Origin of the sequence: Microbacterium gorillae (genome assembly GCF_050990725.1) — a bacterium.
GTDB classification, from domain to species: domain Bacteria; phylum Actinomycetota; class Actinomycetes; order Actinomycetales; family Microbacteriaceae; genus Microbacterium; species Microbacterium gorillae_A.
Genome location: NZ_CP158844.1, coordinates 2,836,993 through 2,862,316, shown reverse-complemented (window position 1 = coordinate 2,862,316; position 25,324 = coordinate 2,836,993). Strand labels below are relative to the sequence as shown.

Annotated in this window: 22 protein-coding genes; 14 read left to right on the top strand and 8 right to left on the bottom strand. The window is 67.2% G+C overall.

Annotated elements, in window-relative coordinates:
* Positions 1–17: 17 nt before the first annotated feature.
* The 7 genes from ABTV68_RS13230 to idi form a co-directional block, all read right to left on the bottom strand.
* On the bottom strand, positions 18–890 hold the full coding sequence (locus ABTV68_RS13230) for a prenyltransferase (protein WP_433674169.1): 873 nt from the start codon (positions 888–890) through the stop codon (positions 18–20).
* Positions 887–1,231: a lycopene cyclase domain-containing protein gene (locus ABTV68_RS13225; protein WP_433674167.1), complete on the bottom strand. Its 345-nt coding sequence runs from the start codon at positions 1,229–1,231 to the stop codon at positions 887–889. The genes ABTV68_RS13230 and ABTV68_RS13225 overlap by 4 nt, the downstream gene beginning before the upstream one ends.
* Positions 1,228–1,575, bottom strand: coding sequence for a lycopene cyclase domain-containing protein (locus ABTV68_RS13220; RefSeq protein ID WP_433674166.1), 348 nt, complete (start codon positions 1,573–1,575; stop codon positions 1,228–1,230). Before ABTV68_RS13220 ends, ABTV68_RS13225 begins: the two co-directional genes overlap by 4 nt.
* 25 nt (positions 1,576–1,600) lie before the next feature.
* Complete coding sequence (gene crtI / locus ABTV68_RS13215) at positions 1,601–3,214, bottom strand: phytoene desaturase family protein (RefSeq protein WP_433674165.1); 1,614 nt, start codon at positions 3,212–3,214, stop codon at positions 1,601–1,603.
* A 61-nt stretch (positions 3,215–3,275) separates the two neighbouring features.
* Positions 3,276–4,193: a phytoene/squalene synthase family protein gene (locus tag ABTV68_RS13210; RefSeq protein ID WP_433674164.1), complete on the bottom strand. Its 918-nt coding sequence runs from the start codon at positions 4,191–4,193 to the stop codon at positions 3,276–3,278.
* The gene (locus tag ABTV68_RS13205) at positions 4,190–5,278 is read right to left on the bottom strand and encodes a polyprenyl synthetase family protein (protein WP_433674163.1); all 1,089 of its coding nucleotides are present in this window, start codon (positions 5,276–5,278) and stop codon (positions 4,190–4,192) included. Before ABTV68_RS13205 ends, ABTV68_RS13210 begins: the two co-directional genes overlap by 4 nt.
* Entirely contained in the window at positions 5,266–5,802 is a 537-nt protein-coding gene (gene idi, locus ABTV68_RS13200) for an isopentenyl-diphosphate Delta-isomerase (protein WP_433674161.1), read from the bottom strand. The genes ABTV68_RS13205 and idi overlap by 13 nt, the downstream gene beginning before the upstream one ends.
* 94 nt (positions 5,803–5,896) lie before the next feature.
* Here idi and ABTV68_RS13195 point away from each other — a divergent pair, with 94 nt between their 5' ends.
* The 7 genes from ABTV68_RS13195 (at position 5,897) to ABTV68_RS13165 (ending at position 11,751) form a co-directional block, all read left to right on the top strand.
* Positions 5,897–6,535, top strand: coding sequence for a MarR family winged helix-turn-helix transcriptional regulator (locus ABTV68_RS13195; RefSeq protein ID WP_433674160.1), 639 nt, complete (start codon positions 5,897–5,899; stop codon positions 6,533–6,535).
* A gap of 113 nt (positions 6,536–6,648) precedes the next feature.
* Entirely contained in the window at positions 6,649–7,095 is a 447-nt protein-coding gene (locus ABTV68_RS13190; RefSeq protein ID WP_433674159.1) for a DUF6098 family protein, read from the top strand.
* An 88-nt stretch (positions 7,096–7,183) separates the two neighbouring features.
* The gene (locus ABTV68_RS13185; protein WP_433674157.1) at positions 7,184–7,639 is read left to right on the top strand and encodes an SRPBCC family protein; all 456 of its coding nucleotides are present in this window, start codon (positions 7,184–7,186) and stop codon (positions 7,637–7,639) included.
* A gap of 219 nt (positions 7,640–7,858) precedes the next feature.
* A complete protein-coding gene (locus tag ABTV68_RS13180) occupies positions 7,859–9,010 on the top strand; it encodes a PP2C family protein-serine/threonine phosphatase (RefSeq protein WP_433674156.1) in 1,152 nt (383 codons plus the stop codon).
* Positions 9,007–10,989, top strand: a complete 1,983-nt coding sequence (locus ABTV68_RS13175; RefSeq protein WP_433674155.1) for a glycosyltransferase — start codon at positions 9,007–9,009, stop codon at positions 10,987–10,989. The genes ABTV68_RS13180 and ABTV68_RS13175 overlap by 4 nt, the downstream gene beginning before the upstream one ends.
* The gene (locus ABTV68_RS13170; RefSeq protein ID WP_433674154.1) at positions 10,986–11,318 is read left to right on the top strand and encodes an STAS domain-containing protein; all 333 of its coding nucleotides are present in this window, start codon (positions 10,986–10,988) and stop codon (positions 11,316–11,318) included. Before ABTV68_RS13175 ends, ABTV68_RS13170 begins: the two co-directional genes overlap by 4 nt.
* Positions 11,308–11,751, top strand: a complete 444-nt coding sequence (locus ABTV68_RS13165) for an ATP-binding protein (RefSeq protein WP_433674153.1) — start codon at positions 11,308–11,310, stop codon at positions 11,749–11,751. The genes ABTV68_RS13170 and ABTV68_RS13165 overlap by 11 nt, the downstream gene beginning before the upstream one ends.
* Here the strand turns inward: ABTV68_RS13165 and ABTV68_RS13160 are convergent.
* The gene (locus ABTV68_RS13160) at positions 11,725–14,088 is read right to left on the bottom strand and encodes a sensor histidine kinase (protein ID WP_433674152.1); all 2,364 of its coding nucleotides are present in this window, start codon (positions 14,086–14,088) and stop codon (positions 11,725–11,727) included. The two genes, ABTV68_RS13165 and ABTV68_RS13160, sit on opposite strands and share 27 nt — an antisense overlap.
* Before the next feature lie 205 nt (positions 14,089–14,293).
* Between ABTV68_RS13160 and ABTV68_RS13155 the strand changes: the two genes are divergently transcribed.
* The 7 genes from ABTV68_RS13155 to ABTV68_RS13125 all read left to right on the top strand — a co-directional run bounded on the left by ABTV68_RS13155 (position 14,294) and on the right by ABTV68_RS13125 (position 25,280).
* Positions 14,294–16,651, top strand: coding sequence for a sensor histidine kinase (locus ABTV68_RS13155; RefSeq protein WP_433674151.1), 2,358 nt, complete (start codon positions 14,294–14,296; stop codon positions 16,649–16,651).
* Between the two features lie 94 nt (positions 16,652–16,745).
* Positions 16,746–17,294: a peptide-methionine (S)-S-oxide reductase MsrA gene (gene msrA, locus ABTV68_RS13150; protein WP_433674150.1), complete on the top strand. Its 549-nt coding sequence runs from the start codon at positions 16,746–16,748 to the stop codon at positions 17,292–17,294.
* Positions 17,295–17,540: 246 nt separating this feature from the next.
* On the top strand, positions 17,541–18,590 hold the full coding sequence (locus ABTV68_RS13145; protein WP_433674149.1) for a LacI family DNA-binding transcriptional regulator: 1,050 nt from the start codon (positions 17,541–17,543) through the stop codon (positions 18,588–18,590).
* A 381-nt stretch (positions 18,591–18,971) separates the two neighbouring features.
* Positions 18,972–20,285: an ABC transporter substrate-binding protein gene (locus ABTV68_RS13140; protein ID WP_433674148.1), complete on the top strand. Its 1,314-nt coding sequence runs from the start codon at positions 18,972–18,974 to the stop codon at positions 20,283–20,285.
* A 102-nt stretch (positions 20,286–20,387) separates the two neighbouring features.
* Positions 20,388–21,347, top strand: a complete 960-nt coding sequence (locus tag ABTV68_RS13135) for a carbohydrate ABC transporter permease (protein ID WP_433674146.1) — start codon at positions 20,388–20,390, stop codon at positions 21,345–21,347.
* Positions 21,340–22,149 (top strand): carbohydrate ABC transporter permease, encoded by an 810-nt coding sequence (locus tag ABTV68_RS13130; RefSeq protein ID WP_433674145.1) that lies wholly within the window; start codon positions 21,340–21,342, stop codon positions 22,147–22,149. Before ABTV68_RS13135 ends, ABTV68_RS13130 begins: the two co-directional genes overlap by 8 nt.
* Before the next feature lie 101 nt (positions 22,150–22,250).
* Positions 22,251–25,280 carry a glycoside hydrolase family 2 TIM barrel-domain containing protein gene (locus ABTV68_RS13125; RefSeq protein WP_433674144.1) on the top strand — a complete coding sequence of 1,010 codons (3,030 nt, stop codon included), beginning with the start codon at positions 22,251–22,253 and terminating at the stop codon, positions 25,278–25,280.
* The last annotated feature ends 44 nt before the right edge of the window (positions 25,281–25,324 follow it).

The window sequence follows — 25,324 nt, the reverse complement described above, 5'->3', positions numbered from 1 at the left end:
GACGGCAGACGTGTGACTCAGCGCAGCCAGACGACGATCAGGAGCAGGGTGGCGAGGAAGCCCGCCAGGTAGTTGAGCGCGATGAATCGACGCCACGAGCGATTCGTGTCGGGCGAGGTCTCATCCGTGACGTTCCACCAGGGGGCGGCGTTAACGATGTAGGGGACGGCGAGGACCGCCGCAAGGGGGCCGGGCCAGGGCGTGAACGTCATCAGCGCGCCCGCCATCACCCACAGACCGATCGCGAAGCGCACCGTGGCGCGTGCACCGATCACCGTGGCGACCGAGCCGATACCGGCGGCCCGATCGGGAACGACATCCTGCACGGCACCGAACGCGTGCGCGGCCATACCCCAGAGGAAGAACGCCGCCAGCGTGAGGATGATCCCGGCAGTGATGTCGGCCTCGGCGAGGGAGAACCCGACGATCGCGGGACTCACGAAGTGGGTGCTGGACGTGATCGAATCCAGGAACGGCTTCTCCTTGAACCGCAGACCCGGGGCGGAGTAGGCAATCACCGCGAAGACGCTGACAGCGAGCCACAGCCACGACACCGGTGTCCCCACGACGACCAGGAAGACCAGGAACGGCACGTTCGATAGCGCGGCCGCCCACAGCACCCGGCGATGGAAACGCGGCTGCAGCAGCGCGCCTTCGATCCCGCCCTTGCGCGGGTTCGCGAGGTCGGAGGCGTAGTCGAACACATCATTGATGCCGTACATCGCCACGTTGTACGGGATCAGGAAGTAGAGCGTTCCGACCACAAGGGTGACGTCGATCTCTCGCGTGGTGAGCAGATAGGCGGCCGCGAACGGGAAGGCGGTGTTGATCCAGCTGATGGGGCGCGACGCCACCAGGATCTGGCTCAACACGGTGGGAGTGCGAGTCATCGGATATCTCCTGAGGTGTCCGGTGCGGTGCGCTCGGTCCGCCCTCGCCGCGACACCAGCAGCACCCACAGCGCGGGAAGCAGAATCGCCCCGGCGAGCGGGTAGGCGAAGTCCTCGAGAGGGGCCAGACCGATCACGACACCGAGAAGCTGGCTCGGCTCGTAGTGGAAGAAGCCGGCCGCGATCATCACCGAGTCGAAGACCGCGGTGAGGATGGTCAGTACGGCGATCGTCACGACGACGGCCAGCGGCACGATCGTCCGGCGAGCCGCGACGCGGAGCACGAGGGCGACCAGGACGGCGGCGAGCAGAAACAGCCCCGCCAGTGCGGCGTACGTCATCGGATCTGCTCCGCCGGTGCGCGCCGCCCCGCCCAGTGGCGGACCAGCCGCGCCGCTGCGGTGTAGACCACCATCGTGCACACCACGAGGAACACCAGGAAGACCGGTTCTTCGAGCGGCAGCTCCGGAGCCAGCACGATCCCCGACGCGAAGCCACTGTCGCCGCGCAGGAAGATCCCCGAGGCGATCCCGGCGACATCCCACAACAGGAAGAACAGTGTGCCGACCACCGTGACGATCGCCGCCGACAGCGGGGCGTGCCAGAAGAAGAGCCGGAACCGCCAGTCCAGGAGCAGCATGCAGCCGAGCGACACGAGCAGAGCTGCCAGGTAGATCAGCCCCATCACCCCTCCGCTCCCGTGCGGCCGATCATCGGACAGCCTCCGCGACATGTGCGCGCGCGTTGGTGGGCAGCGGGCCGCCGGAGTGATCTCCGCGGATGCGCTTCAGGACGATCTCCGCGCTGATCAGACACATCGGCACCCCGACACCCGGAGCCACCGTGCCGCCCGCGTAGTACAGACCGTCGACGCGGCGAGACGCGTTCTGTGCGCGGAACATCGCGCTCTGCGAGAGGATGTGCGCGGGGCCCAGCATGCCGCCGCGCCAGGAGTGGAAATCGTCGGCGAAGTCGGCAGGACCGGTCGTCTCACGCACCACGATGCGCTCGCGGAGATCGGGCGCATCGGCCCATCGGGCGACGACGTCGATGGCCATGTCGGCGATCGCCTCGATGCGCTCATCACCGGCACCGTCGGGACCGCCGTGGCCGAGTCGCACGTCGGCAGGCACCGGCACGAGCACGAAGAGGTTCTCATGACCCTCCGGTGCCACGCTCGCGTCGGTCGCGGACGGACGGCAGACGTAGAGCGAGGCCGGATCCGGCAGCGATCCGCGCTGACCGAAAACGGCGTCGAAATTGGCGTCCCAGTCCTCGGTGAAGAACAGCGAGTGATGGGGCAGCTGCGGCAGCTGACCACGAACGCCGAGCATGACCAGGACCGCTCCCGGGCCGCTCGTGCGCTTGCGCCACCAGGTCTCCGGGTAGGTGCGCAGTGCCTCGGGCAGGAGGCGCGTCTCCGTGTGATGCAGGTCTGCCGCCGACACGACGATGTCGGCGTCGTGCTCGTGCGTGATCCCGGCGTCGTCGACCCAGCGCACGCCGGTGACGTGCGCTCGATGCGCCTTCGTGCTCCCGCCCGCGTCCGTGAGGATCCGCTCCACCGACGCACCGGTGATGATCCCCGCCCCGGCCGATGCCGCGAGCTGGGCGATACGGTCCACGAGGTGGGCGAATCCGCCCTGCGGGTATCGCACTCCCTCATCGAGGTCGAGTGCGCTCATCAGGTGATACATCGCGGGGGCTTGCCGCGGATCGGTCCCGAGGAAGACCGCGGGGTAGCCGAGGATCTGACGCAGCGCAGGGTCACGGAAGCGGCGGGCCGCGAAACTGTCGAGCCGACCCAGCAGGAGGCTCGCGAGCCGCGGGAGCGCCCGCAGGATCTCCGGCTTCAGCAGCGAGCGCACCGAGGTGAACGGGTTGTAGAGAAAGTGGCGCACGGCCATGTCGTTGGCGTGCCGGGCCGATGCCAGGTACTCCTCCAGACGTGCGGCGGATCCCGGTTCGAGGCCGTCGAAGAGCGCGGCGATGCCCGCACTGTCCGCGGGGACGGTGATCTCTTCCGCGCGGGCATCGGGCGAGGAGGGCTCACGGAACACGCGGTAGGCCGGACGCAGTTGCTCCAGCTCGAGCTGCTCCGCGGTGGACGTGCCCATCAGCTCGAAGAAATGGTCGAAGACCCCCGGCATCAGGTACCACGAGGGCCCGGTGTCGAAACGGAATCCGTCGCGCTCGAGGGAGCCGGCACGGCCGCCGAGCACCGCATTCTTCTCGAGGACGGTGACGTCGTGTCCCTCGCGCGCGAGCAGCCCCGCGGTCGCGAGTCCCGCGACTCCGGCTCCGATGATCGTGATGCGGCTCATCGCGCGGCTCCGTCCTGAGGGGGCGTCGTGACGCATCGACGGAGATCGTGTTCGTGACGGTTCATGATCGCTCCAGGCTGGTGGTGATGAGGGCACGAGCCGCGATGGCGGCCTTCTGCGCGTCGGGAACGCGAACTCGCTGCTGGTACAGCACCTCGATCGGGGTGCGAGCGACGCGATCGGTGAGGGCGGCGAACAACCCGTGAGCGCTGCGCACCGCCGCCCGGCAATCACGGGGGAGGAGCGGGATGCTCTGGTCGGCGTCATCGAGTTGCTGGCGGATGGTGAGCACCCATTCGTCCCGCTGTGCCGGTGTCAGGCGTCCGTCGCTGGAGAGGTAACCGCGGCGCAGTCGGTCGGTGTCGTCGGCGAGATCGCGAAGGAAGTTGACGTTCTGGAAGGCGGCGCCGAGTTGCTTCGCTCCATGCAGAAGGGTCGCGTCATCGGCTTGGGAGACACGGGAGTTCCGCACGAAGATGCGCAGGCACATCAGACCCACGACTTCGGCTGAACCGTAGACGTAGCGGGCGTGCGAATCGGCGTCGTGGGTGCGCAGCTGCGCCGGCGACGTGTCCGCCGAGCCCAGGTCGTCCCGCATCGAGGAGAAGAACGGCTCCGTGAGATCCGTGCCGATGCCGCTCTCCCGCGCGGTTCGGGCGAACGCATGCAGCACGATGTTGCTGCTGTAGCCGGTGCGCATCGCGCGGTGCGTCTGCTCCGCGTACTCGGCGAGAGCCGCCTGCTGGTCGAGGAGGGTGAGCCCCGCTTCCGCGGCGACGCCGTCGACGATCTCGTCCGCGATGCGGACCATCGCGTAGACGTTGCGCACATGCTGGCGGTGCCGCCGACCAAGCAGGCGCGAGGCCAGTCCGAAGGACGTGGAGTAGCTGCGGATCACACCGGAGGCGGCGCTCTCCGCAGTGGCGGTGAACCGCTCCAGGGCGGCGCGCTCGGAGGGACTGACGCGGGTGCCGCTCATGACTCTCGTCCTTCCAGCCGCTCCGGGATCGCCAACAGGACTCGCTGAGCCGCCCCAGGCAGGAGCCCACCGCTGTCGACGCCGTTGATCAGGCTGCGAGCCGCGTGGATGTGCTCGTCCACGAGGTTGGACACGAAGGTGCGTGCCCCGCATTCCTCCAGCAGCGCGCGAATGAGAAGCGCGTCGCTCTCCGTGAGATCCGATCGCCCGAGGCGCGGCTCGATCCGACGCCAGGCGCTCGTCATGCGGGCATAGGCGATGAGGGCCGTGCGCTTGCCCTCGCGAAGGTCCGAGTGGGGGTCCTTGCCATGACGCGCTGCGTCGCCGAACACGGACAGCAGATCGTCCTGCAGCTGGAAGGCCAGCCCGAGGTGGCGGGCGATCACCGACAGGTGACTTTCGATGCTCGGCGAGCAGCCGGCGAGGATCGCGGCCAGCCGCAGGGGGAGTTCGAACGTGTAGGTGGCGGTCTTGTCGGCCGACATCGCGAGGATGGTGGCGAGATCGGCCGGCACCACCTGGTCGGTGAGCGCGACGTCCGCCTGCTCGCCGGCCACGGTTTCGGTGATGGTGTGCTCCAGCAGATCGAGAGCCCGGAGCCGTTGCGCGTGCGGCAGATCCGCCCGCGCGAAGCTCTGGTGAACCCCCGAGAGCAACAGGTCGCCGAGCAGGATCGCACCGGTCTGTCCCCAGTGCAGTGCCTCGCGCGGGGCCAACAACGGGTGCGGGTGCTCGTCGCGCAATGAGGCGATGAGATTCGGTCGGTGGCGACGCTGCACGTCGCCGTCGATGACGTCGTCGTGCAGGAGGAAGGCGTAGTGCAGCGTCTCGATCGCGGCCGCGAGGTCGAGCACGGTCGCGGTGGAGGCCGACTCCGCCGACGTGTCGGTGAGGGAATCGTAGAGGGCGACGAGGAGTCGGGGGCGCAGCAGCTTGCCGCCGAGCACGTGCAGTGAGGCGGTGCGCCAAAGCCCGGCGAACTCCACGCCGTAGCGCTCGGCTGCGGCGGTGCGCGCGGCGAACTGCTCCCGGAGTCGGGCCTCGATGCGGGCGCGAAGATCCTCGTCGACGGTCAGGACGGGCATGGTGGGAATCCGTTCGCTTGGACGAGCAGGGGGAGTTGCTCCTGGAGCCAGGGGCTGAAGGCGAAGGGGGCGGAACGCACCGCCCGTGTCGCGCCGTCGACGTCGATCCAGGCATGCTCGGAGACCTCGGCGGGTTCGGGTTGGAGGCTCGCATCGATGCGAGCCACGTAGACCGGGCAGATCTCGTTCTCGACGATGCCGCTGGCGTCGACCGCGCGGTAGCGATAGTCCGGCAGAACGACCCGTAGATCGGTGACCCGCGTTCCCAGCTCTTGTTCGGCGCGGCGCCGGATGGCATCAGCCATGTCCTCGCCGGGGGCCGGGTGACCGCAGAAGCTGTTGGTCCAGACGCCCGGCCAGGTGCGCTTGCTCAGGGCGCGACGAGTCAGCAGGAGTTCGCCATGATCGTTGAGCAGATAGCAGGAGAACGCGAGGTGAAGCGGCGTGCTGGTCGTGTGCACGTCTTCCTTCCGGGCCGAGCCGAGCTCGGTGCCGTCCTCGCTGAGGAGTGTCACAAGTTCCATCGAATCTCCGTCCCGGCTGTCATTCAACAAAGCATATTGCTAGCTAGGTAAGAAATAAAGCTCGTGTGAAACATCTTCTGTGTAAAATAACCGTATGGTCACAGAGCCGGGCGGGAGCCTGGATGATTTCGGGGCGTCCTCGGCGGGACGGCCATCGACTGCTGCAGCCGAACGTCCCGATGACGGCGGCATCTACAACATCGAGTCGAGCGATCCGCGCCAGACGCTGGTCGATCGATCCGGCGTGTCCGCGGAGGACATTCAGCAGATCACCGAGCTGATGAAGGCGCTGGGTTCTCTTCGGGAGGCGGAGCAGCACCTGTCCCAGGTGTCACGCCGCTACATGCAGCTGAACGAGACCGACATGCGGGCGCTGCACTACCTGATCGTGTGCTCGAACACCAACACGTTCGCCACCCCGGGCGCAATCGCGCACCACCTGCGCATCTCGTCCGCGTCCACCACAAAGCTGCTGGATCGCCTCGAGCGAGGTGGGCACATCGTGCGGTCGCCCCATCCCACCGACCGACGAGCACTGACCATCTCCATTACGCCCGAAACGCACCGTGCCGCCATGGAGACCGTCGGCCGGCAGCAGTCCAAGCGCTTCTACGCGGCCGCGCGACTGACTCCGGCCGAGCGTGAGGTGGTTATCCGCTTCCTCCGCGACATGACGGAGGAGATCACGCTGCGTGACGAGGCGTGGGCGCAGGAGGGCGCGCACGCCGACTGATTCCCGGGATGTGCTCGCCGAGACGGTTGAGGTTCGCGCGGTGGTTTGCGTGTTGAGCGGCAGTCTTTGTCAACCCGGTTCCTGCGGCGCGCTCTCTGCGGCAGGGTGCACTCATGGAGGCGCTCACTCTCTGTCGCACGCTCGATGACCTCGAGGCTCTTGTGCGCGCGTACCCGGGCGTTTATGTCCGCTACAGCGCGGGACCCCGGCATGACGCGGATGAACTGAGTGTCGATGGCGAGAGCGGACTGGAGCTGCCCGGTCTCTCGGTCAATCCGCTCACGCCGGAAGCGTGGTGGTCGCGGCCGTTGGCGCACTGGCTCGCGCGCCAACTCATGCAGTACCAACATCTCGGGGAGCGGGACGGCGCGTTCGGGTGGGTGCTGACGGGGCGTGAGGTGGGTCGGGGCCCGGACTGCGAACCCCTCGTGGTCGACGTCGTGCCGCTTGCACGGATCGCGGACCCGCTCCTGGAAGAGGCCGATGCACTGTATAGCCGGGTGTTCGATCGTGGAGCGCTGCCACATCACCGGGATCGAGAGACAGACAACCGAGGATAGCTTCTGCTTCGAGTGTCGGAAACCCCCAGACGCGGATCCGTGAGCGCTGCCTATCGTCGAAGTCCGAAGAACGACGAGAGGAATCATCATGACAACTCAGGTGTCGGCGTCGACTGTCGTGGACGTGCCGATCAATGAGGTGTACGACCAGTGGACGCAGTTCGAGGATTTTCCTCGATTCATGTCCGCGGTGAAGAGAGTGGAGCAGATCGACGACGTCCGCACCCACTGGGATGTGGAGGTCGGGGGCGTGGAGCGCTCGTTCTACGCGACGATCACGCAGCAGGAACCCGATCGCCTCATCCGGTGGGAGAGCGAGGGCGACAAGATGCACAACGGTGAGGTCACCTTCATGGCCACCGGCGAGGGCACCAAGGTCTCGCTGGCGATGGAGTGGATGCCGGAGGGATTCGTGGAGTCCACGGGTGCGATGCTGAAGCTGGACAAGTTCGCGGCGGAGAAGGACCTGGAGCGCTTCAAGGAGTTCATGGAGGAGCGCGGGAAGGCCACTGGCGCGTGGCGGGGTCGCGTCGAGGACCTCTGACTCCGCATCACGCACCGCTGTTCGGCGCGGCTTGTGCTCCCGTCGCGCCGGACAGCGGCTTCGCCGCGGGATGACGCGCCGCGCGTTATGCGGGTGTGCCTCATGCACATCAGCGCATAGGATCCTCCTGACTGCTCCGAAGCGATCCATCGAGGAGGACTCCGTGACTGACGAGAGGTTTCGCCCGTGCACGGGTGCCCGCCTGCCGAGGCGGACGCCATGATCGATGAGGGGCGACGACAGGCGGCGCTGGACGCGATGGGGATCCTCGACACGCCACCGGATGAGCGGGTGGATCGGGTAGCGCGGCTGGCGAAGGAGATGTTCGGCGTTCCGATGGTGAGCGTCTCGCTGCTGGATCGGGATCGACAGTGGCGCAAATCCCAGATCGGGCTCGACGGGCCGGAGGCGCCGCGGGCCGACTCGTTCTGCGACTACACCGTGCGCGAGAACCGCGCGGTGGTGATCGAAGACGCCACCGCCCTGCCGGAGTTCGCTGCCAACCCGTTCGTCGTCGGCGACCCGCACCTGCGGTTCTACGCCGCGCACCCGCTGTACGCCCCGGGAGGCGAGCCGGTCGGGACGCTCTGCATCGTCGACACGCAGCCGCATCCGTTCTCCGACGGCCAGGCGGCGCTGCTCAAGGACCTGGCGTTCTGGGTGCAGACGGAACTGGCCAAGGACCAGGAACTGGATCACGCCGCGGTGGTTCAGCGGGCGATGCGTCCCCGGGAGCTGCCGCAGCTTCCCGGCTTCACGATCGCCGCGGCCGGCACTGCTCGGGGCCAGCTCTCCGGGGACTTCTTCGATCTCTCGTTGCGCGACGGACGGCTGCGGATCACGCTCGCCGACGTCATGGGCAAGGGCACAGGGCCGGCGCTCGTGGCAGCGGGACTGCGCGCGTCGCTGCGAACCGCACCCGAGCGCTCCCTCGCGGAGGCGATCGCGGAGGCCGATCGGCTGATCGACGCCGATCTCGGCGACACGGGCATGTTCGTGACGGCCGTGCACGCGGAGCTGTCCGCGGACGGACGCCTCGATCTGGTCGACGCGGGGCACGGACTGGCGTTCGTGGTGCGTGCGGACGGGAGCTGGGAGCGTATGCGCTCACTGGGGCTGCCGATCGGTATGGGCAGCGGTGACGTCGAGGAGCGACGACCCGAGGCGACGATCCTCGAACCGGGTGACTGCCTCATCTGCTGCAGCGACGGGCTGCTGGACGTCGTCGATCCGGAGGATCCCATCACCGAGGTGACGCGAATTCTCCGCGAGCTGGGACCGGACGGCGCGGTGCGGGAAGCGGTGCGTCGATCGCGCGATCCGCGAGCGACCGACGACATCACGGCACTCGTCGTGCGGAGGGACGCATGAGCGCTGCCGCGCACCGACGACCGAGCGCGCGTTTCGCGGTGATCCGCGTGTTGGCCGTGCTCTCCGTGATCCTCGGCAGCAACTACGTGGTATGGCGCTGGCTCGCGTCGATCAACTGGGAGGCGTGGTGGATCGCCGTACCACTGGTGCTCGCCGAGACGTACAGCCTCATCGACACGTTCTTCTTCTGCCTGACCATGTGGCGGGCGCGCGAGCGCCCTCTGCCGGTGTCGGCTCCGCAGGGAACCGCGGACGTGTTCATCACGACGTACAACGAACCGCTCGAGCTGGTGATGACCACCGCACGTGCGGCGCAGCGCATCGCCTACCCCCATGAGACGTGGATCCTGGACGACGGGGCGCGACCGGAACTGCGGGCTGCGGCGGCGGAGGCCGGAATCGGGTACATCACCCGGTCTGATGACTGGGTCGGCAAGCCACGCCACGCGAAGGCCGGAAATCTGAACGGTGCGCTCTTCGAGACCGACGGCGAGTTCCTGCTGATTCTGGATGCCGATCAGGTTCCCGATCCGCTCATCCTGCATCGGACGCTGGGGTACTTCGCGGATGACCCCACGGTGGCGCTCGTGCAGACGCCGCAGTTCTTCACCAACGTGGACGAGGCCGATCCGCTGGGCGCGCAGGCTCCGCTGTTCTACGGTCCGATCCAGCAGGGCAAGGACGGGTGGAACGCCGCGTTCTTCTGCGGCTCGAACGCGGTGCTGCGCCGCGAGGCTCTGATGCAACTCGGGATCATCGGCTACGTGCGTGAGGTCACAGACTCGACCCGGCGCGCGCTGAGGACCGCCGAGCAGTTGATCGCGCGCGAGAGCAAGACCACCGAGGACGCCGCGCTGCGTGGCGAGCTCACCGACCTTCTCGGCCACATCCGCGACGCCCGTCGCGACATCGCCGGGGGTCACCCGATCGCCGACGCGACCTATCGAGTGCGCGAAGCCGTCGAGAGTGCGTCCCGGTCGGTCGTGTCGCGCGATCTCGCCGCGATCCAGTCGGACCTGGACGTCATCGCAGAGCTTCCCCTGCAGCGCGATTCCGAGCTGGGTGTTCTCGTGGTCGACGATGCCGGCCTGGACCGCCTCGCCGCCGCCGATCTCTCGCCGCTCGGGGCGATCGAGGCGGTGGCAGCCCTGCTCTCTGCCCTGAACATCGATCGGGCGGACGAGGCGCAGCCCATCCAGCCCATCGCGACGATCTCCGTGACCGAGGATATGGCCACCGCGATGCAGCTGCACTCGCTCGGCTGGAGCAGCGTCTATCACCACGAACTCCTTGCGCACGGCCTTGCGCCGGAGGACCTGCGCACGATGCTCACCCAGCGACTGCGCTGGGCACAGGGCACCCTGCAGGTGATGCTGCGCGATAATCCGCTGGTGAAGCGCGGCCTGTCGTTCGGGCAGCGGATCATGTACTTCGCGACGATGTGGAGCTACCTCTCCGGCTTCGCCGCCGTGATCTACCTGGTGGCCCCCGTGCTCTACCTCGTGGCCGGCGTGCTTCCCGTCTCCGCGTGGAGCGTGGACTTCTTCGCGCGATTCCTCCCGTACTTCCTCGTGAATCAGCTCCTCTTCCTCGTGGTGGGCCGTGGCATGCGCACGTGGCGAGGGCAGCAGTACTCGCTGGCGCTGTTCCCCGTCTGGATCCAGGCGTGCTGGAGCGCCGCGATGAACGTGTGGTTCGCTCGCCCGCTCACGTTCGCCGTGACCAAGAAGGACGGCCGCGATGACCGAGGCGTCCCGTGGGGGCGGATCTGGCCGCAGCTCACGGCGATCGTCTTGTTGGCGGTCGCGCTGGTCATCGGTCTCAGCCGACTGGCCGTGGGCACAGCGGACGGCACCGGTACTCTCGTGAACACCGCCTGGGTCCTCTATGACCTCGTCGTGCTCAGCGTCATCGTTCAGGCGGCGCGATATCGCGGACCCGCTGCCACGCTCACCTCGAATTCGGAAGGACGCCCATGAATCTGACGAGCACCACGAGGGATGGCTTCGTCGTCATCCGCATCGACGGCCGCTTCACCGCGTCGGGTGCGCCGCTGTTGCGCAACGCCGTCACCGATGCGATTGAGGCCGATTCGCCCCGCATCGTGGTGGATCTGTCCGACACCACCTTCATCGATTCATCCGGTCTCGGTGCGTTGATCGGCGGGCTCAAGAGCGCGCGGGTGGCCGGGGGAGACCTGCGCATCGCCGGGGCCCCGGATACGGTGCTGGCCGTGCTCCGCCTCACGAATCTCGACCGGGTGCTGCTCAACCACCCGTCAGTGGAAGCCGCATTCGTTGGGTCGTGAAGGGAAGCCACCACGCACGCTGCACCGCACGGGTGCGGCCGATCTCCGGTTTCTCGATCGTCTGCTGGATGATCTCGACGCGTTCCTGATGGACGACCCGAGCGTCGGCGATGAGGATCGCTCCCTGTTTCTCCTCGCGGTGAGTGAGGTGACGACGAACATCGTGACTCATGGCGGACCCGGGGCGACGCTCACGCTGGACGTCGGCATCCACGCGGAGGACCTGCGGGCGCGCATCGACGATACGGCACCGCCCGCCCTCATCGACTGGAACAGCGTCTCGCTGCCATCGGAGGAGGCGGTGTCCGGCCGCGGCCTCGCGATCGCCGTCGCCGTTCTGGACGAACTCAGCCATGAAGCCACCGAGACCGGGAACGTGTGGCTGCTTCGCCGCTCGCTCTCGGGGTCAGCGCACGACGGGCTCGGCGTCTGAGCCGGAGTAGACCAGCTCCATGACGTCGAGCGGGTGATGATCCTGCTCGGTCGCGTGAACCATGGTGAGTTGCAGGCCGTCGCGCGTCGGGAAGACCGAAGCCGTGAAGCGCTGGCCGGGAGATGTCAGCTGCAGTCCCTCGATGATCTGGGTCGAGATACGCCGGGCAGCGGCGTCGTCCTCTGCGTCGGCACCGGTGACACGCAGCGTGTAGTCGATGCCGCGTGCCCGGGCGTACTGCAGGGTGGGCACCAGCTCCGGTCCGAGGTGAACCAGGTCAGGGCCGATCTGAGACAGCTGGCGGAGGTATCGCTCCTCGACGATGCACGCCTGGCGGGAGACGGGATCGTCGGCGGCGATGTCACCGTTCGCGATCGCCGAGAGCAGACGAACCGCGTTGTCCAGACCCGCGTCCACCCATCGCCGATGGATGCGCTGCGCTCCCGCGGCCAGTTCAGTGGTCATCCGCGTGTGGAAGAGCGTGTCTCGTGCGGCGGACGCCTGGCGGTTCAGACGGAGGACCTGCGCTTGGATCGCGCTCCACATCGCGCTCACCGCGAGTGCGATGACTCCCGCGGTCAGGGTCACCAGTGCCGCGGTCGTGGAGGCGGCGGCGACTGCTGCCACCGTGACGGCGATGCAGAGAGCCCACGCTGCGCCGGCTGCGGCCAGGAATCGGGGCGCGACGCCGTGAGCGAGGAGCAGCACGTACGGTGCTGTCGCGGCGATCGCGTTCCACTGCGTCCAGCCCTGCATGCCGAACTCGTTCGCGGCGCCGGACAGAAGGAACACGGCGCACGCGCAGAGCGTGAGCCACAGCGTGGTCGTGGCTGGTGCGGCGCCCGGTGGCGTTCGCAGGAAGATCACCAGCGCGAGCACCATGAACCCGATCATCGGGAACAGGGCGAAATGCAGATTCGTGCTGCCGGCGATGAGCAGGACCGCGCTGCCGATGGTGGCTCCCGTGGCCCAGAACACACCCGCGCGGTTGATGAGGACGGTCGCGGCGTCGCGAGGGGTGGTGCTGCGCGGCGCCGCGGACTCGACGGCTGGGAAGGCAGGCACGGCGGCTTCATCGACGGTGAATCCGCCCGTCGCCGCGGAGCGCAGCGGAACCGTGAGCAGCACGGTCGTCCCCGAGCCCAGAACGCTCGTCACCCGCGCGGAGAATCCGTGCGCTCGGGCGCGCTCGTGGATGGAGGACACGAACCCCGTCGTCTTGCGTGCGCGGGGTCCCTCCTCGCCGGGGATCGTCGTTCCGTGCAGCACCGCTGCCACATCGAACCCGTGGCCCTCATCGCGCAGGGCGATCCGCAGCGTCAAGCCGACGATCGACGTCGTGATCTCGATCTCATCCGCACCCGAGTGCTTCATGGCGTTCGTCTGCGCTTCTCGGACGCAGCCGACGAGAGCACGAGTCACGTCCGGTCCCACCTGCTCCGCTGCGGCGCGGAGTTCGTCGTCGTCCAAACCCCTCCGCGTGACGCGCAGGCCGGGCTGGCGGAACAGGTCGAGGATGTCATCGTCCGGGACGCTCAGACGTTCTCCGCGCAGCTGGCGGAGCAGCGTGACGTCCCGCGCGCACTGAGCCCGCACCTGGGCCATGTCGCTCACGCCGGAGTTGCCGTTTGCGATGGCACCGAGCGTGTTGATCGCGGTGTCGTGCAGCACGCGGATCTGCTCGCTCATCTGGGCGATCGCCTGGCGCTGGAGCATGGCCTCCTTCCGCTCCAGCTCGCTGTCGGCGATCGCTCGGTCGGTGTTGTTGACGTACTGCAGGAGGGAAGCGAGTGCGAGACGCGTGACCGTCACGATGAGCACCTGGATGAGGACGAGCGAGGTGGTGAACCGGGGGTCGGCGCCGTGGGGAGATGCCGCGACCAGCATGGCGCAGAGGAAGGTCGCGGCCAAGCCCAGAGGCACCGCGACTGCGCTGAGGACGAGAGCTCCCAGCATGAAGCTCGCAAAGTTCATCTGCCACGTCGTCGCCGAGGCCAGCGCGGCGAGCTCCGGCGCGCGGGTCAGGATGATCGCGCCCAGACCGAAGGCGGCGATCGCGATCGGAGCGGGAGGAATCGGTGTGACGAGGGCGAGGAGCATGGTCACGCCAAGGATCACCTCGGCCGTCGCGAACGCCTGTCCTGCGGTGCCCAACCGCACGATGGCCAGCGGCGCGATCGTGAACGCGAGCGCAGCGCATCCGATCAGCGTCACGCGGGAAACGGCACGCATGAACGCCCCCGCTGCCCAGATGTCCGGGTCCGTGTCGAGGGCCTCCGAGCGCTCCACATGCAAGCGGGTGAACAGCACGCGCAGCATGCGAATCACAACGCTCATGTTTCCGTTCTTACTGCACGAAGTGCTCTGGTGCCAGGTGGATGCACTACCAACGCTACGGGCGTCATGCGTTGTTTTGACGCAAACTGCGTAAATCAACGGCACAATCCGCGAGCCCGGATCGTGCTTCCGATGAGCAGATCACGGGATTCGAGTGATGCGCGCGATCTGAGACGCGGCGACGAACCGGCCTAGACTCCCAAGGGTGACCGAGCCTACGGCCGAGGTGCCGATCGAGCGCGCCACGACCCGACTCGTCAGCGCGACGCTGCAGCATTCCGTGCTGGGCGGCGTGGCGGTGTGGCACGGTTTCGTGATTCTGGCGGCGTTCGCGTCTCTGATGAACCACCGGCTGGTGGGTGTCGCGCTGGTGTGGGTGGTCGGCGTGCACGCGGTCGTCGCGGTCGCCTGCCTCCTCTGCGCCGTGCTGCGGCTTCCCGCGCTCCCGTGCCTGATCGCAACGTTCGTCGCCATCGCTGTTGATCTGCTCGCCGTATCGGACTGGCGGTCGACCATGGTCTTCGCGGCCATCTGGACCGCAGGGATCACGTGCGCCACGCCGGTTCTCATCCTCCGACCCCGGGCGGCGATCCTCGTGGGCGCCGCTGCTCTGGGCGGACATCTCGTGCTGCAGATCACGCTGCACCCGGACTGGCCGCTGCACGTTCGGCTCATGGTGATCGTGCTCGGCGTCATCCTGTTCGTCGGTGTCCGAGCCATGCGCAGCACGATCGACGGTGCTGCTCGTCGCGCGGATGAACAGGCCGAACGGGCGCGCGAGAGCGCTCGCGCCGAGCGGATCGCACGCGACACGGGACGGGAGATCGCGGAGGATGCGCGCGTGCTGCACGACACGATCATCAACACCCTGAGCCTGGTCGCCCGCGGCCCGGGTGCCGACTTCAACCTCGACGCGGTGCGACGACGCGCCGCGCACGACACGGCCGTGATCCGTCGTCTCTCTCGAGACGGTGAGCCGCAGCGCGCCGATGAGGACGGTGGGCTGGCACAGCTGGTCGCCGCTGTGGGGCACCACGCTGCGCTCCCGATCGACTACGACGGCCCCCCACCGGAAGACCTCGAGCGGTTCGATTCCCTGTTGCCGGTCGAAGCGTCGCGTGCGATCGTCCGCGCGGTATTCGAGCTGGTCACCAACGCAGCGAAGCATTCGGGGGCTCGGAGCGTGCGACTGCGGCTGGAGTTGCAGCCGGTGGGTGTGGTGATCTCCGTGAGCGATGACGGCATTGGGTTCGCTGGTGAGCCGGTCCCCGGTCGTGGCCTGGCCGAGTCGGTGTTTCGCCGGTGTGAGGACGCGAACGTCGCCGTGTCGCTTCGAAGCGCCCCGGGTAAGGGGACGACAGTGACGCTCGTCTACGGGATGGAGCGCGAGGAGCGCACGGCTCCGATGCCGGATGAGCGCGCCGACCTGAATGCCCGGGCGATTGCGGTCGCCGGCTGCTGGATCTGGGCCGGGATCATCATCAGTGCGGACCTGGTGCTCTCGGTTTTCCGCCCGTCGACGATCGCCGTCTCCACCATCGCCGTGTCGATGTCGCTGGCCGTGCTGGCCGCGATCGCGTGGTCGTTCGCCCGCCGCCGTCGCGCCGCGCCGCTGTGGCTGACCATCCTCATGGTGCTCTCGGTGCCCGCCGCATATCTCGCGCCGATCCTGGCGATCATCGACGCCGGGCAGCCGCTGCTGTTCTTCCCCGCTCTCGTCGGGACGGTGCCGTTGGTCATCCTGATGATGACGCATCGATCCGGGATCCCGCTCACCCTCGCCCTGGTGGGCCTCGGCGTCGCAGTGACGGCGGTCTCGCTGACGATGGCGACCACCCAGCACTCCTCGTTCCTGAGCGCCATCGTCGCCGCAGCCCCGCAGCTGGGACTGTTCGCCGGTTGGGGAGTCTTCGTCCCCGTGCTCACGCGCGCCGTCGGGGCGTATCGCGAGCAGCTGTGGACCGCTTTCGAGCTGGATGTCGGTACCGCAGCCCAGAACGCTCTCACCACCGCCCGCGAGCGATGGATCCGTGTGGGGACGCGAACCTCCGTGGCGCTGCTAGACGAGATCGCGATGGGTGCGGCGGACCCGCGCGACCCTGCGGTGCAACGCCGATGCGCCGATGAGGAGAGCTATCTGCGTCAGCTGCTGCTCATCGACCCGACCGTGCTCAACCTCAGCCCGTGGCTGGCGCTCGCACTGGTGAAGGCGCGCTCACGGTCCGTCTCACTGGAGGTGCGCGGCGGCACGGTCGACAGCTCCGACCCGGCCACCGCTCGATTGGCGGGGGAGGTGCTGCTCACCGTGCTGGATTTCTGCGGGGCGTCGGACCAGGTGATCGTCAGCCTGTTCTCCGAGGCTGATGGACCCGTGTGCTTGATCCTCGGGCCCGCGGGTCTCGCCCCCGTGCTGGAGGACGTGCTCGCGGCGAATCTTCCGGCGCTGGAGTGCGTGGCCGGCGCATCGCACACACTGATCTCTGTGCGTCCGGCGTCTATCGTCGACGCTGATGTGGTCTTGTCCTCCCGCCTCAGCGGGCCGGTGCACGAGCGATCTCGATAACTCCATCGGAGATTCGCGGACGTGGGACCAAAATCGCGGTCCTGCGCGTTGAGATGATTGAACCTGCGAAAAGAGCAGGAGCGAGGAGAGAATCATGGTCCACGGAATCGCTGACGACGGCCGCATCACGACACGAGAGGGTGCGGACACGGCAGTTCTCGCGGGCGGGTGCTTCTGGGGCATGGAAGACCTCATCCGCAAGCAGCCCGGCGTGCTGGACACGCGTGTGGGGTACACCGGCGGAAGCAACGACCACGCGACGTACCGCAACCACCCCGGTCACGCGGAGGCGGTCGAGATCGTCTACGACCCCACGAAGACGACGTACCGCGACCTGCTGGCGTTCTTCTTCCAGATCCACGATCCGTCGACGCTGGACCGTCAGGGCAACGACATCGGATCCAGCTACCGTTCGGCGATCTTCCCGCTGAATGAGGAGCAGGAGCAGATCGCGCGCGACACCATCGCGGATGTCGACGCCTCGGGGCTGTGGCCGGGCAAGGCAGTCACCACGATCGAGCCTGCGGGAGCGTTCTGGGAGGCTGAGCCTGAGCACCAGGACTATCTGGAGCGGATCCCGAACGGGTACACCTGCCACTTCGCCCGTCCGGGCTGGGTGCTGCCGCGGCGCGCCGAGGTCTGATGCTGAACTGACCCGTGGAAGGGGCATGTCGTGAGGAATCGCGCCGTGCCCCTTCCACGCGCCGGAACAGGGAGTCTCGCCCGGACAGGTGGCGTATGGTGGACGCAAACGCTCGGCCGTCACACTGACGTGGCCTGCTGTTCCGGTGCAGACCGAGCTCCACGCGAAGAACCGCTCGTCCGGGAGTGGTGATGCCCCGTGATTGTCGCGCCCGGCATCTTCGACCCGAACATGAGAGAGGCCCCCATGCCACGTCCGAACCGGGTGGTGACCCTGCAGTCCGTCGCCGAACATGCGGGCGTTTCCCTGAAGACCGCATCCAATGCCGTCAACGGCACGGGGCGCATGGGGGAGGACACCCGCACGAAGGTGCTGGCCGCCGTCGAGGAACTCGGCTACAAGGTGAACGTCGCCGCGCGCAATCTGACCCGCGGGCGCACGGACGCCATCGCGCTGGCCGTTCCCACGCTGAAGGCGCCCTACCTCGCGGAACTCGCCGAGAACGTGGTCGAGGCGGCGCGCGCACGGGGGCTGACCGCGTACGTCACGACCTTCGGCGAGGGATTCGGCCCGATGACGTCGCGCGCTTATCTGGAGCAGTTCAACGTGCACTTCGCCGACGGTCTGCTGCTCTCGATGGCCGAGCACGAGCAGTTGACACCGGCCGATCTGGACGTCGACTATCCGCTCGTGTGCCTCGGATCGCGCGACACCTTCGGCCTCGCCGACCACGTCACGACCGACGACATCGCCGATGCGCGTGCGGCCACCGAGTATCTGCTGTCGCGCGGGTGCACATCGATCGCCGTCGTCGGCGCGCACCACGCGTATGACCCGGTCAAGATCAGCGCCGCCACGGAGGGCAACGCCGAGCAGCGCCTGCGGGGCATCTCCGAAGCGCTCGCCTCCGTGGGGCTCCAGCTGGACGGCCGTCTCGTCGGCGTGAGCGGCTATGTCTGGTCGATCAGCGCGGGATTCCGAGCCGCGACGGCCGTCATCGACTCGGGGATTCCCTTCGACGGGCTCATCTGCCTCAGCGACACGATCGCCATTGGTGCGGTCTTCGCCCTTCGCGAGCGCGGCATTCGCATACCAGACGACGTCCAGGTGATGGGCTTCGACAACATCGCCGAATCCGCGTACCTGGTTCCGCCCCTGACCACGATGAGCTCCCAGCTGGAGTGGATCGCGCCCACCGCGATCGATCTGCTGAGCGCGCGCATCGACGGCAGCGAAGCGGACCCCTCGCTTCACCTTGCGGTGTCGGACATTGTGGTCCGATCGACCACGCGATAGGACTCGCTATCGCGGATTTCACGCTCAAGACTCGTGCGTGATCAGGCATTCATAGCTTCCGAGAAATTCGCTGGTGCGAAGCTGGGAATCGTGCGCTATCGTTCCTGGTACAGCGCTGTACCAGAGACTGCAATGAAGGAGAGACTGGCCAGACACGCACCGATCCGTCGCGCCCGGAACGCACGACGACGGTAGGCACTTCCCCCGCGGAAGGCCGATGACGGACACGATCACCCCGTCAGGCGAATCCCTCGTAACATCCGCAGTCCTCACCGGAGAACGACCTCCGGTGATCCCGCACCGGCCCACCACCGAGCGGGAGGTACGACACCGCGGACCGTGCTGAAGCACCGTCCGCATCACAGCACCGGAAGGAAACTCATGCGCTCCATTTCGAAGCGGACGATCGCAACGCTCGCGGTCGTTCTGCCCCTGTCCCTCGCTCTCGGTGCCTGCTCCGGCGGCGGCGACGGCACGGGAGATGCGGGATCCGGCGGAGGAGACGACAACACGCTCACCGTCTGGACCTGGGACCCGAACTTCAACATCTTCGCGATGGAGGAGGCCGAGAAGATCTATCAGAAGGATCACCCGGACTTCTCGCTCGACATCGTCGAGACGCCGTGGGATGACCTGCAGACCAAGCTCACCACGCTCGCTCAGTCGGGCCAGACGGGGGAGCTGCCCGACATCTTCCTGATGCAGAACAACGCGTTCCAGAAGAACGGCATCAACTACCCCGAGCTGTTCAGCCCGATCTCCACCGACGCGGTCGACTTCTCGGAGTTCCCCTCCGCCGTGACCGCGTACTCCACGATCGACGGCACCAACTACGGCGTTCCCTTCGACGCCGGAACGGCCGTCACCGCCCTCCGCACCGACGTGCTGGAGGAAGCGGGATACAAGCTCTCCGACTTCACGGACATCACCTGGGACGACTTCATCACCAAGGGCAAGGACGTGCTCGCCAAGACCGGCAAGCCGCTCCTGTCGGGTCAGGCGGGGTCCTCCGACCTCATCATGATGATGCTGCAGAGCGCCGGTGCCAGCCTGTTCGATGACGAGGGCAAGCCCACCATCACCGACAACGCCACGCTCGAGGCCGCCATCAAGGTCTACACCCAGCTGGTGAAGGACGGCATCCTCATCGAGGTCAACTCGTGGGACGAGTACATCGGAACCCTGGTCAACGGCACGGTTGCCGCCACCGTGAACGGCGTCTGGATCGTCGGGTCGATTCAGACGGCGGAAGACCAGTCCGGCAAGTGGGGAATCACGAACCTCCCGAAGCTGGACGGCGTGTCCGGGGCGACGAACTACTCCGCGAACGGCGGCTCCTCCTGGGCGATCAGCTCGAACGCCAACGTGGACCTCGCCACCGACTTCCTGGCGGCCACGTTCGCGGGATCGACCGAGCTCTACGACACCATCCTCCCGAAGGCCGGCGCCGTGGCGAACTGGATCCCCGCGGGTGACTCGGAGGTCTACAACGAGCCGTCCGAGTTCTTCGGCGGGCAGACGATCTTCGCCGACGTCGTCAAGTTCGGCGCCGACGTGCCCTCGAACAACACGGGCGCGTACTACTACGAGGGCCGTGACGCCGTCAGCGCTGCGCTGACGCAGGTCATCGGCGGAGCCGACACGGCTTCGGCGCTCGCCGAGGCGCAGGCCAACGTCGAGTTCGCGATGCAGTGATCACCCGCCGGTCGGCGCTCGCTCCTCGCGAGCGAGCGCCGACCGGCACCTCGGCACCCCGCCGATCGTGATCCGCATCCACGCACTGAAAGCGAGAACGACGTGACCATCTCCGTCAGCCGCTCCGGGCGAACCCGGAAGGAGCCACCGCTCAGCGCCTCCGTCAACGGCCCTCGGCCGTGGCTCACCGGTGAGCGCCGCCGCAGCCTCACCGGGTGGGGATTCCTTCTCCCCGCCGCCCTGCTGATCCTCGTGTTCAGCTTCATCCCGATGATCCAGGCCTTCTTCCTGTCGCTGCAGACCGGACGCGGTGCCGGCCTCAAGTTCGCCGACCCCCTCTGGACCAATTACGCGCGCCTCATGCAGGACGAGACCTTCAAGCTCACCCTGCAGAACACCTTCATCTACCTGATCATCCAGGTTCCGATCATGCTGATCCTGGCTCTGGTGCTGGCGAACCTGCTCAACGACCGCAACCTGCGCTTCAAGGGGCTGTGGCGCACGGCCATCTTCCTGCCGTGTGCGGTGTCGCTGGTGGCCTACTCGCTGGTGTTCCGGACGATGTTCGCCACCGACGGATTCGTCAACGACATGCTCGGCGGCCTCGGCCTCATCGACTCACCGATCAACTGGCTGGGAGATGCGAACACGGCGCGGTTCGTGATCATCCTCGGCCTGCTGTGGCGCTGGACCGGATACAACATGGTGTTCTTCCTCGCCGCGTTGCAGAACATCGACTACTCCAGCATCGAGGCCGCGAAGGTCGACGGTGCCAACGCCTGGCAGACGTTCTGGCGGGTCACCGTGCCGCAGCTGAAGCCGATGATCCTGCTAACCGCGATCATGTCGACCAACGGAACGCTCCAGCTCTTCGATGAGTCGTGGGCGCTCACGCGCGGCGGTCCCGCCTACACGACGATGTCCATGTCGCACTACCTCTATGAGGTCTCGTTCCTGAAGAACCCGAACTTCGGCTACGCCGCAGCGATCTCCTACGTGATCCTGATCCTCGTCGCCGTGCTCGCGTTCATCCAGATGAAGGTGGGTGACAAGCGTGACTAAGCTGTTGCGCCAGGGACCGAAGTATCTGTTCCTCGGCATCTTCGCGATCTTCTCGATCTTCCCGCTCTACTTCATGACGGTCTCCGCGACCAACACCAGCAAGGACGTGCTGGACTCGCGGCTGCTGCCCGGTGGCGAGCTGTTCGCCAACTTCGCCAAGCTCACCGGATCGCAGAACCTCTGGGGTGCGATGTCGGCCTCGTTCATCGTGGCCGTCGGCATCACCGTGCTGGCGCTCATCATCTGCTCGATCGCGGGCTACGGCTTCGAGGTGTTCCACTCGAAGGGCAAGGATCGCCTGATGGCGGTGCTGCTGCTGGCGATGATGATTCCGTTCGCCGCCACGATGGTGCCGCTGTTCCAGCTGTTCTCCCGCGTCGGGCTGGTCAACTCGCTGGTCGCGGTGATCATCCCCGCGATCTCGACGCCGTTCCTGATCCTGCTCTTCCGACAGGCGTCGCGCGGCTTCCCGCACGAGATCATCGAGGCAGCGCGCATCGACGGACTCAGCGAGCTCAGCATCTTCGCTCGCATCTACATCCCGACGATGCGTTCCACCTACGCGGCAGCGGCCGTCATCACCTTCATGACCGCCTGGAACAACTTCCTGTGGCCCAAGGTGATCCTGGTGAACAACGCGTTCCAGACCATGCCGATGCTCATCTCCAACCTGAGCGCGGGCTACGTCACCGACTACGGCGTTCTCATGCTGGCCGTGCTGCTCGCCTCCGTGCCCACCATGGTGATCTTCCTGATCCTGCAGCGCGCGTTCGCGCAGGGAATCACGGGAGCGATCAAGTGATACGGGTGACCAGTGACGTCCCAGCTCTCGTTTCCGATTTCGTCTCCGATTTCGTTTTCGATTCCTGTCGCGCGGTTCGCGCAGAAAGCCACGGGTGACCAGTGACCTTCGATATCTCCCGGATCGCTGATCCGTCCTTCTTCGCCGACGGGCGCCTGCCTGCGCGCTCGGACCATCGCTGGTTCGCCAGCGAAGACGAACTTCTCGCGGGGACGAGCTCGTACGAGCAGAACCTGAACGGGCTGTGGAAGTTCCACTACGCCCGCAACGCGGACCAGACCGTCACCGGTTTCGAGCAGGCCGGGTTCGATGTGAGCGGGTGGGACGACATTCCCGTTCCCGCGCACATCCAGCTGCACGGCTACGACCGCGCCCAGTACGCCAACGTGCAGTACCCGTGGGACGGCCACGAGCAGATCGTTCCGGGCGAGGTCCCCACGCGGTTCAATCCGGTGGGATCGTACGTGACCGACGTCGTGCTGGAGCGCGCGTCGGGTCCGGGGGAGCGCGTGGTGATCACGTTCCACGGCGCGGAGAGCGCCATCGCGCTGTGGGTCAACGGGACCTACATCGGCTATGCCGAGGACAGCTTCACGCCCTCCTCGTTCGACATCACCCATGCTCTCGTCGACGGCCCGAACCGCCTGGCCGCGCAGGTCTTCAAGTGGAGCGGCGGATCGTGGCTGGAGGACCAGGACTTCTACCGCTTCTCGGGCATCTTCCGTGACGTCGTCATCACCCACCTGCCGGTGGCGCACGTCGCCGACCTGCACGTGCGGACCGTGATCGACGGGTCATCCGCAGAGGTGATCCTGACCGCGGAGATCGAGGGCGACGCCGAGCTCACGGCGCAGCTGGACGGAACGGCCCTCGCCCGCGCCGAAGACGGATCGTTCCGGGTGCGGATCGAGAACGCCCGGCTGTGGAGCCCCGAGGACCCTCACCTCTACGACCTCGTGCTGCACCTGCGACACGGAGACGAACTGGTCGAGGTGATCCGCCAGCGTGTCGGTGTGCGTCGGTTCGCGATCGAGGACGGTGTGCTCCGGTTGAACGGTGAGCGCGTGGTGTTCTTCGGCGTCAACCGGCACGAGTTCGGGCTGCAGGGTCGCGTGATGACGCGCGAGCAGACTATCGCGGACCTCCGACTGCTGAAGAGCATCGGCGTCAACGCGATTCGCACCAGCCACTATCCCAACAACTCGTTCTTCTACGAGCTGGCCGACGAGTTCGGCTTCCTGGTGATCGACGAGATGAACCTGGAGACGCACGGCATCTGGGATTCGATCCGGGCGCTCGATCTCCCGGTGTCCGAGGCGCTGCCCGGGGACCGTGCCGAGTGGCGCGACGCGCTGCTGGATCGCGCGACCAGCCTGCTGCGTCGTGACCGCAACCACCCGTCGGTGGTGATCTGGTCGTGCGGCAATGAATCGTTCGGCGGAACCCTGATCCGCGACGTGGCGGACTACCTCCGCACCGCGGATGACCGGCCGGTCCACTACGAGGGTGTCGACTGGGATCCGCGGTATCCGGAGACCACCGACATCGTGAGCCGGATGTACACGCCGGCCGCCGAGATCGAGGAGTTCCTGGCGACGAACCGCGAGAAGCCCTTCATCCTCTGCGAGTACGCGCACGCGATGGGCAACTCGTTCGGTGCGGTGGATCGCTACATCGATCTGGCCTATCGCGATGAGCTGTTCCAGGGTGGGTTCATCTGGGACTTCTCCGACCAGGCGATCGAGCTCACCGACCGCTACGGCAACACCTACTTCGGCTACGGCGGCGATAGCGGCGAGGCACCGCACGACTCGGACTTCAGCGGCAACGGCATCCTGTTCGCCGACCACACCCCGAAGCCGTTCGTGCAGGAAGTGTCGTTCCTGTACCAGCCGCTGAAGCTCGTGATCGACCGCGATGGCGTGACGATCGAGAACCGCAACCTGTTCACCTCGACGGCGGCGTACTCGGGCGTGGCCACGCTGCGGACGAACGGGCGCACGCTGCGGACGGTCGCGATCGACTCCGACATCGCTCCGGGAGAGCGCGGCTCTGTGCCGTTTGCGCTCGACGTGCCGAACCTGCCGGGGGAGTACACGATCGATGTCGAGTTCTTCCACCGTGACGCCACGGCGTGGGCCCCGGCCGGCGCGCGCGTGGCGCGGGGGCAGGGCGTGGTTGTTGTCGAGGGCGCTCCGGTCACGCCTCGTCCGGTAGCTCGTCCCGAGGTGGTCGACGGGATCCACAACGTCGGTGTGCGCGGTGAGCACTTCGAGGCCCTCTTCTCGAAGCTGTATGGCGGACTGGTCTCCTACCGGTTCGGGCAGACCCGCGACGGCGGGCGGGAGCTGCTGTCGGCGATGCCGAAGCCGAACTTCTGGCACGCGCCGACGTCGAACGAGCGCGGCTGGGGAGCACCCTTCGAGGACGGTCAGTGGCTGCTGGCGAGCCGGTATGCGCGTGCGGCCGGCGAGCCCCTGCGGACGGCGCGGGTCAGCACGGATGACGAGTCCGTCACCGTGTCATACACCTACGATCTGCCGACCCGACCCGCATCGTCCTGCGATGTGGACTACCGGGTGACGGGCGACGGGCGCATCGAGGTGACCCTGTCGCTGACCGTGCCGGAGGGGCTGCCGGATCTGCCCGAGTTCGGGATGATGCTGCAGACCTCGCCGGATCACGACCGGCTGCGCTGGTACGGCGAGGGGCCGGAGGAGAGCGCGGTGGATCGCCGCCTCGGCACCCGTCGTGACGTGTTCGCAGCGAGCGTCGCCGATCAGCTCACGCCGTACCTGCGACCGCAGGAGGCGGGCAGCCGCACGGGTGTGACGTGGGCGGAGGTCACCGATCGTCGCGGCTGGGGCATCCGTGTCGAGAGCGCGGACGGGATGGAGTTCTCGGCGCTGCCTTGGACGCCGTTCGAGATCGAGAACGCCGACCACCCGAACGAGCTCCCCGCCACACGCCACACCGTGCTGCGGCCGGCGCTGATGCGTCGCGGAGTCGCCGGTGACAACTCCTGGGGCGCGCGCACCCACCCGGAGTTCCTGGTGCCCACGGACGAACCGCTGCGGTTCCGCTTCACGTTCACGGGCGTCGCGGGTGGCGGCGCGGCCGGTCGAAGCTGAGACCAGACCAACACCACGAGCGACACAGCGGCGGCGGTGGGTTT

What these genes read in the sequence shown, in the direction of transcription:
- ABTV68_RS13220 (WP_433674166.1), bottom strand. Translation starts at nt 1,575, where the DNA reads ATGGGGCTGATCTACCTGGCAGCTCTGCTCGTGTCGCTCGGCTGCATG.
- ABTV68_RS13140 (WP_433674148.1), top strand. Translation starts at nt 18,972, where the DNA reads ATGCGCTCCATTTCGAAGCGGACGATCGCAACGCTCGCGGTCGTTCTG.
- ABTV68_RS13180 (WP_433674156.1), top strand. Translation starts at nt 7,859, where the DNA reads ATGATCGATGAGGGGCGACGACAGGCGGCGCTGGACGCGATGGGGATC.
- ABTV68_RS13175 (WP_433674155.1), top strand. Translation starts at nt 9,007, where the DNA reads ATGAGCGCTGCCGCGCACCGACGACCGAGCGCGCGTTTCGCGGTGATC.
- ABTV68_RS13205 (WP_433674163.1), bottom strand. Translation starts at nt 5,278, where the DNA reads ATGCCCGTCCTGACCGTCGACGAGGATCTTCGCGCCCGCATCGAGGCC.
- ABTV68_RS13145 (WP_433674149.1), top strand. Translation starts at nt 17,541, where the DNA reads ATGCCACGTCCGAACCGGGTGGTGACCCTGCAGTCCGTCGCCGAACAT.
- ABTV68_RS13195 (WP_433674160.1), top strand. Translation starts at nt 5,897, where the DNA reads ATGGTCACAGAGCCGGGCGGGAGCCTGGATGATTTCGGGGCGTCCTCG.
- crtI (WP_433674165.1), bottom strand. Translation starts at nt 3,214, where the DNA reads ATGAGCCGCATCACGATCATCGGAGCCGGAGTCGCGGGACTCGCGACC.
- ABTV68_RS13225 (WP_433674167.1), bottom strand. Translation starts at nt 1,231, where the DNA reads ATGACGTACGCCGCACTGGCGGGGCTGTTTCTGCTCGCCGCCGTCCTG.
- ABTV68_RS13190 (WP_433674159.1), top strand. Translation starts at nt 6,649, where the DNA reads ATGGAGGCGCTCACTCTCTGTCGCACGCTCGATGACCTCGAGGCTCTT.
- ABTV68_RS13185 (WP_433674157.1), top strand. Translation starts at nt 7,184, where the DNA reads ATGACAACTCAGGTGTCGGCGTCGACTGTCGTGGACGTGCCGATCAAT.
- ABTV68_RS13210 (WP_433674164.1), bottom strand. Translation starts at nt 4,193, where the DNA reads ATGAGCGGCACCCGCGTCAGTCCCTCCGAGCGCGCCGCCCTGGAGCGG.
- ABTV68_RS13230 (WP_433674169.1), bottom strand. Translation starts at nt 890, where the DNA reads ATGACTCGCACTCCCACCGTGTTGAGCCAGATCCTGGTGGCGTCGCGC.
- ABTV68_RS13170 (WP_433674154.1), top strand. Translation starts at nt 10,986, where the DNA reads ATGAATCTGACGAGCACCACGAGGGATGGCTTCGTCGTCATCCGCATC.
- ABTV68_RS13160 (WP_433674152.1), bottom strand. Translation starts at nt 14,088, where the DNA reads ATGAGCGTTGTGATTCGCATGCTGCGCGTGCTGTTCACCCGCTTGCAT.
- idi (WP_433674161.1), bottom strand. Translation starts at nt 5,802, where the DNA reads ATGGAACTTGTGACACTCCTCAGCGAGGACGGCACCGAGCTCGGCTCG.
- msrA (WP_433674150.1), top strand. Translation starts at nt 16,746, where the DNA reads ATGGTCCACGGAATCGCTGACGACGGCCGCATCACGACACGAGAGGGT.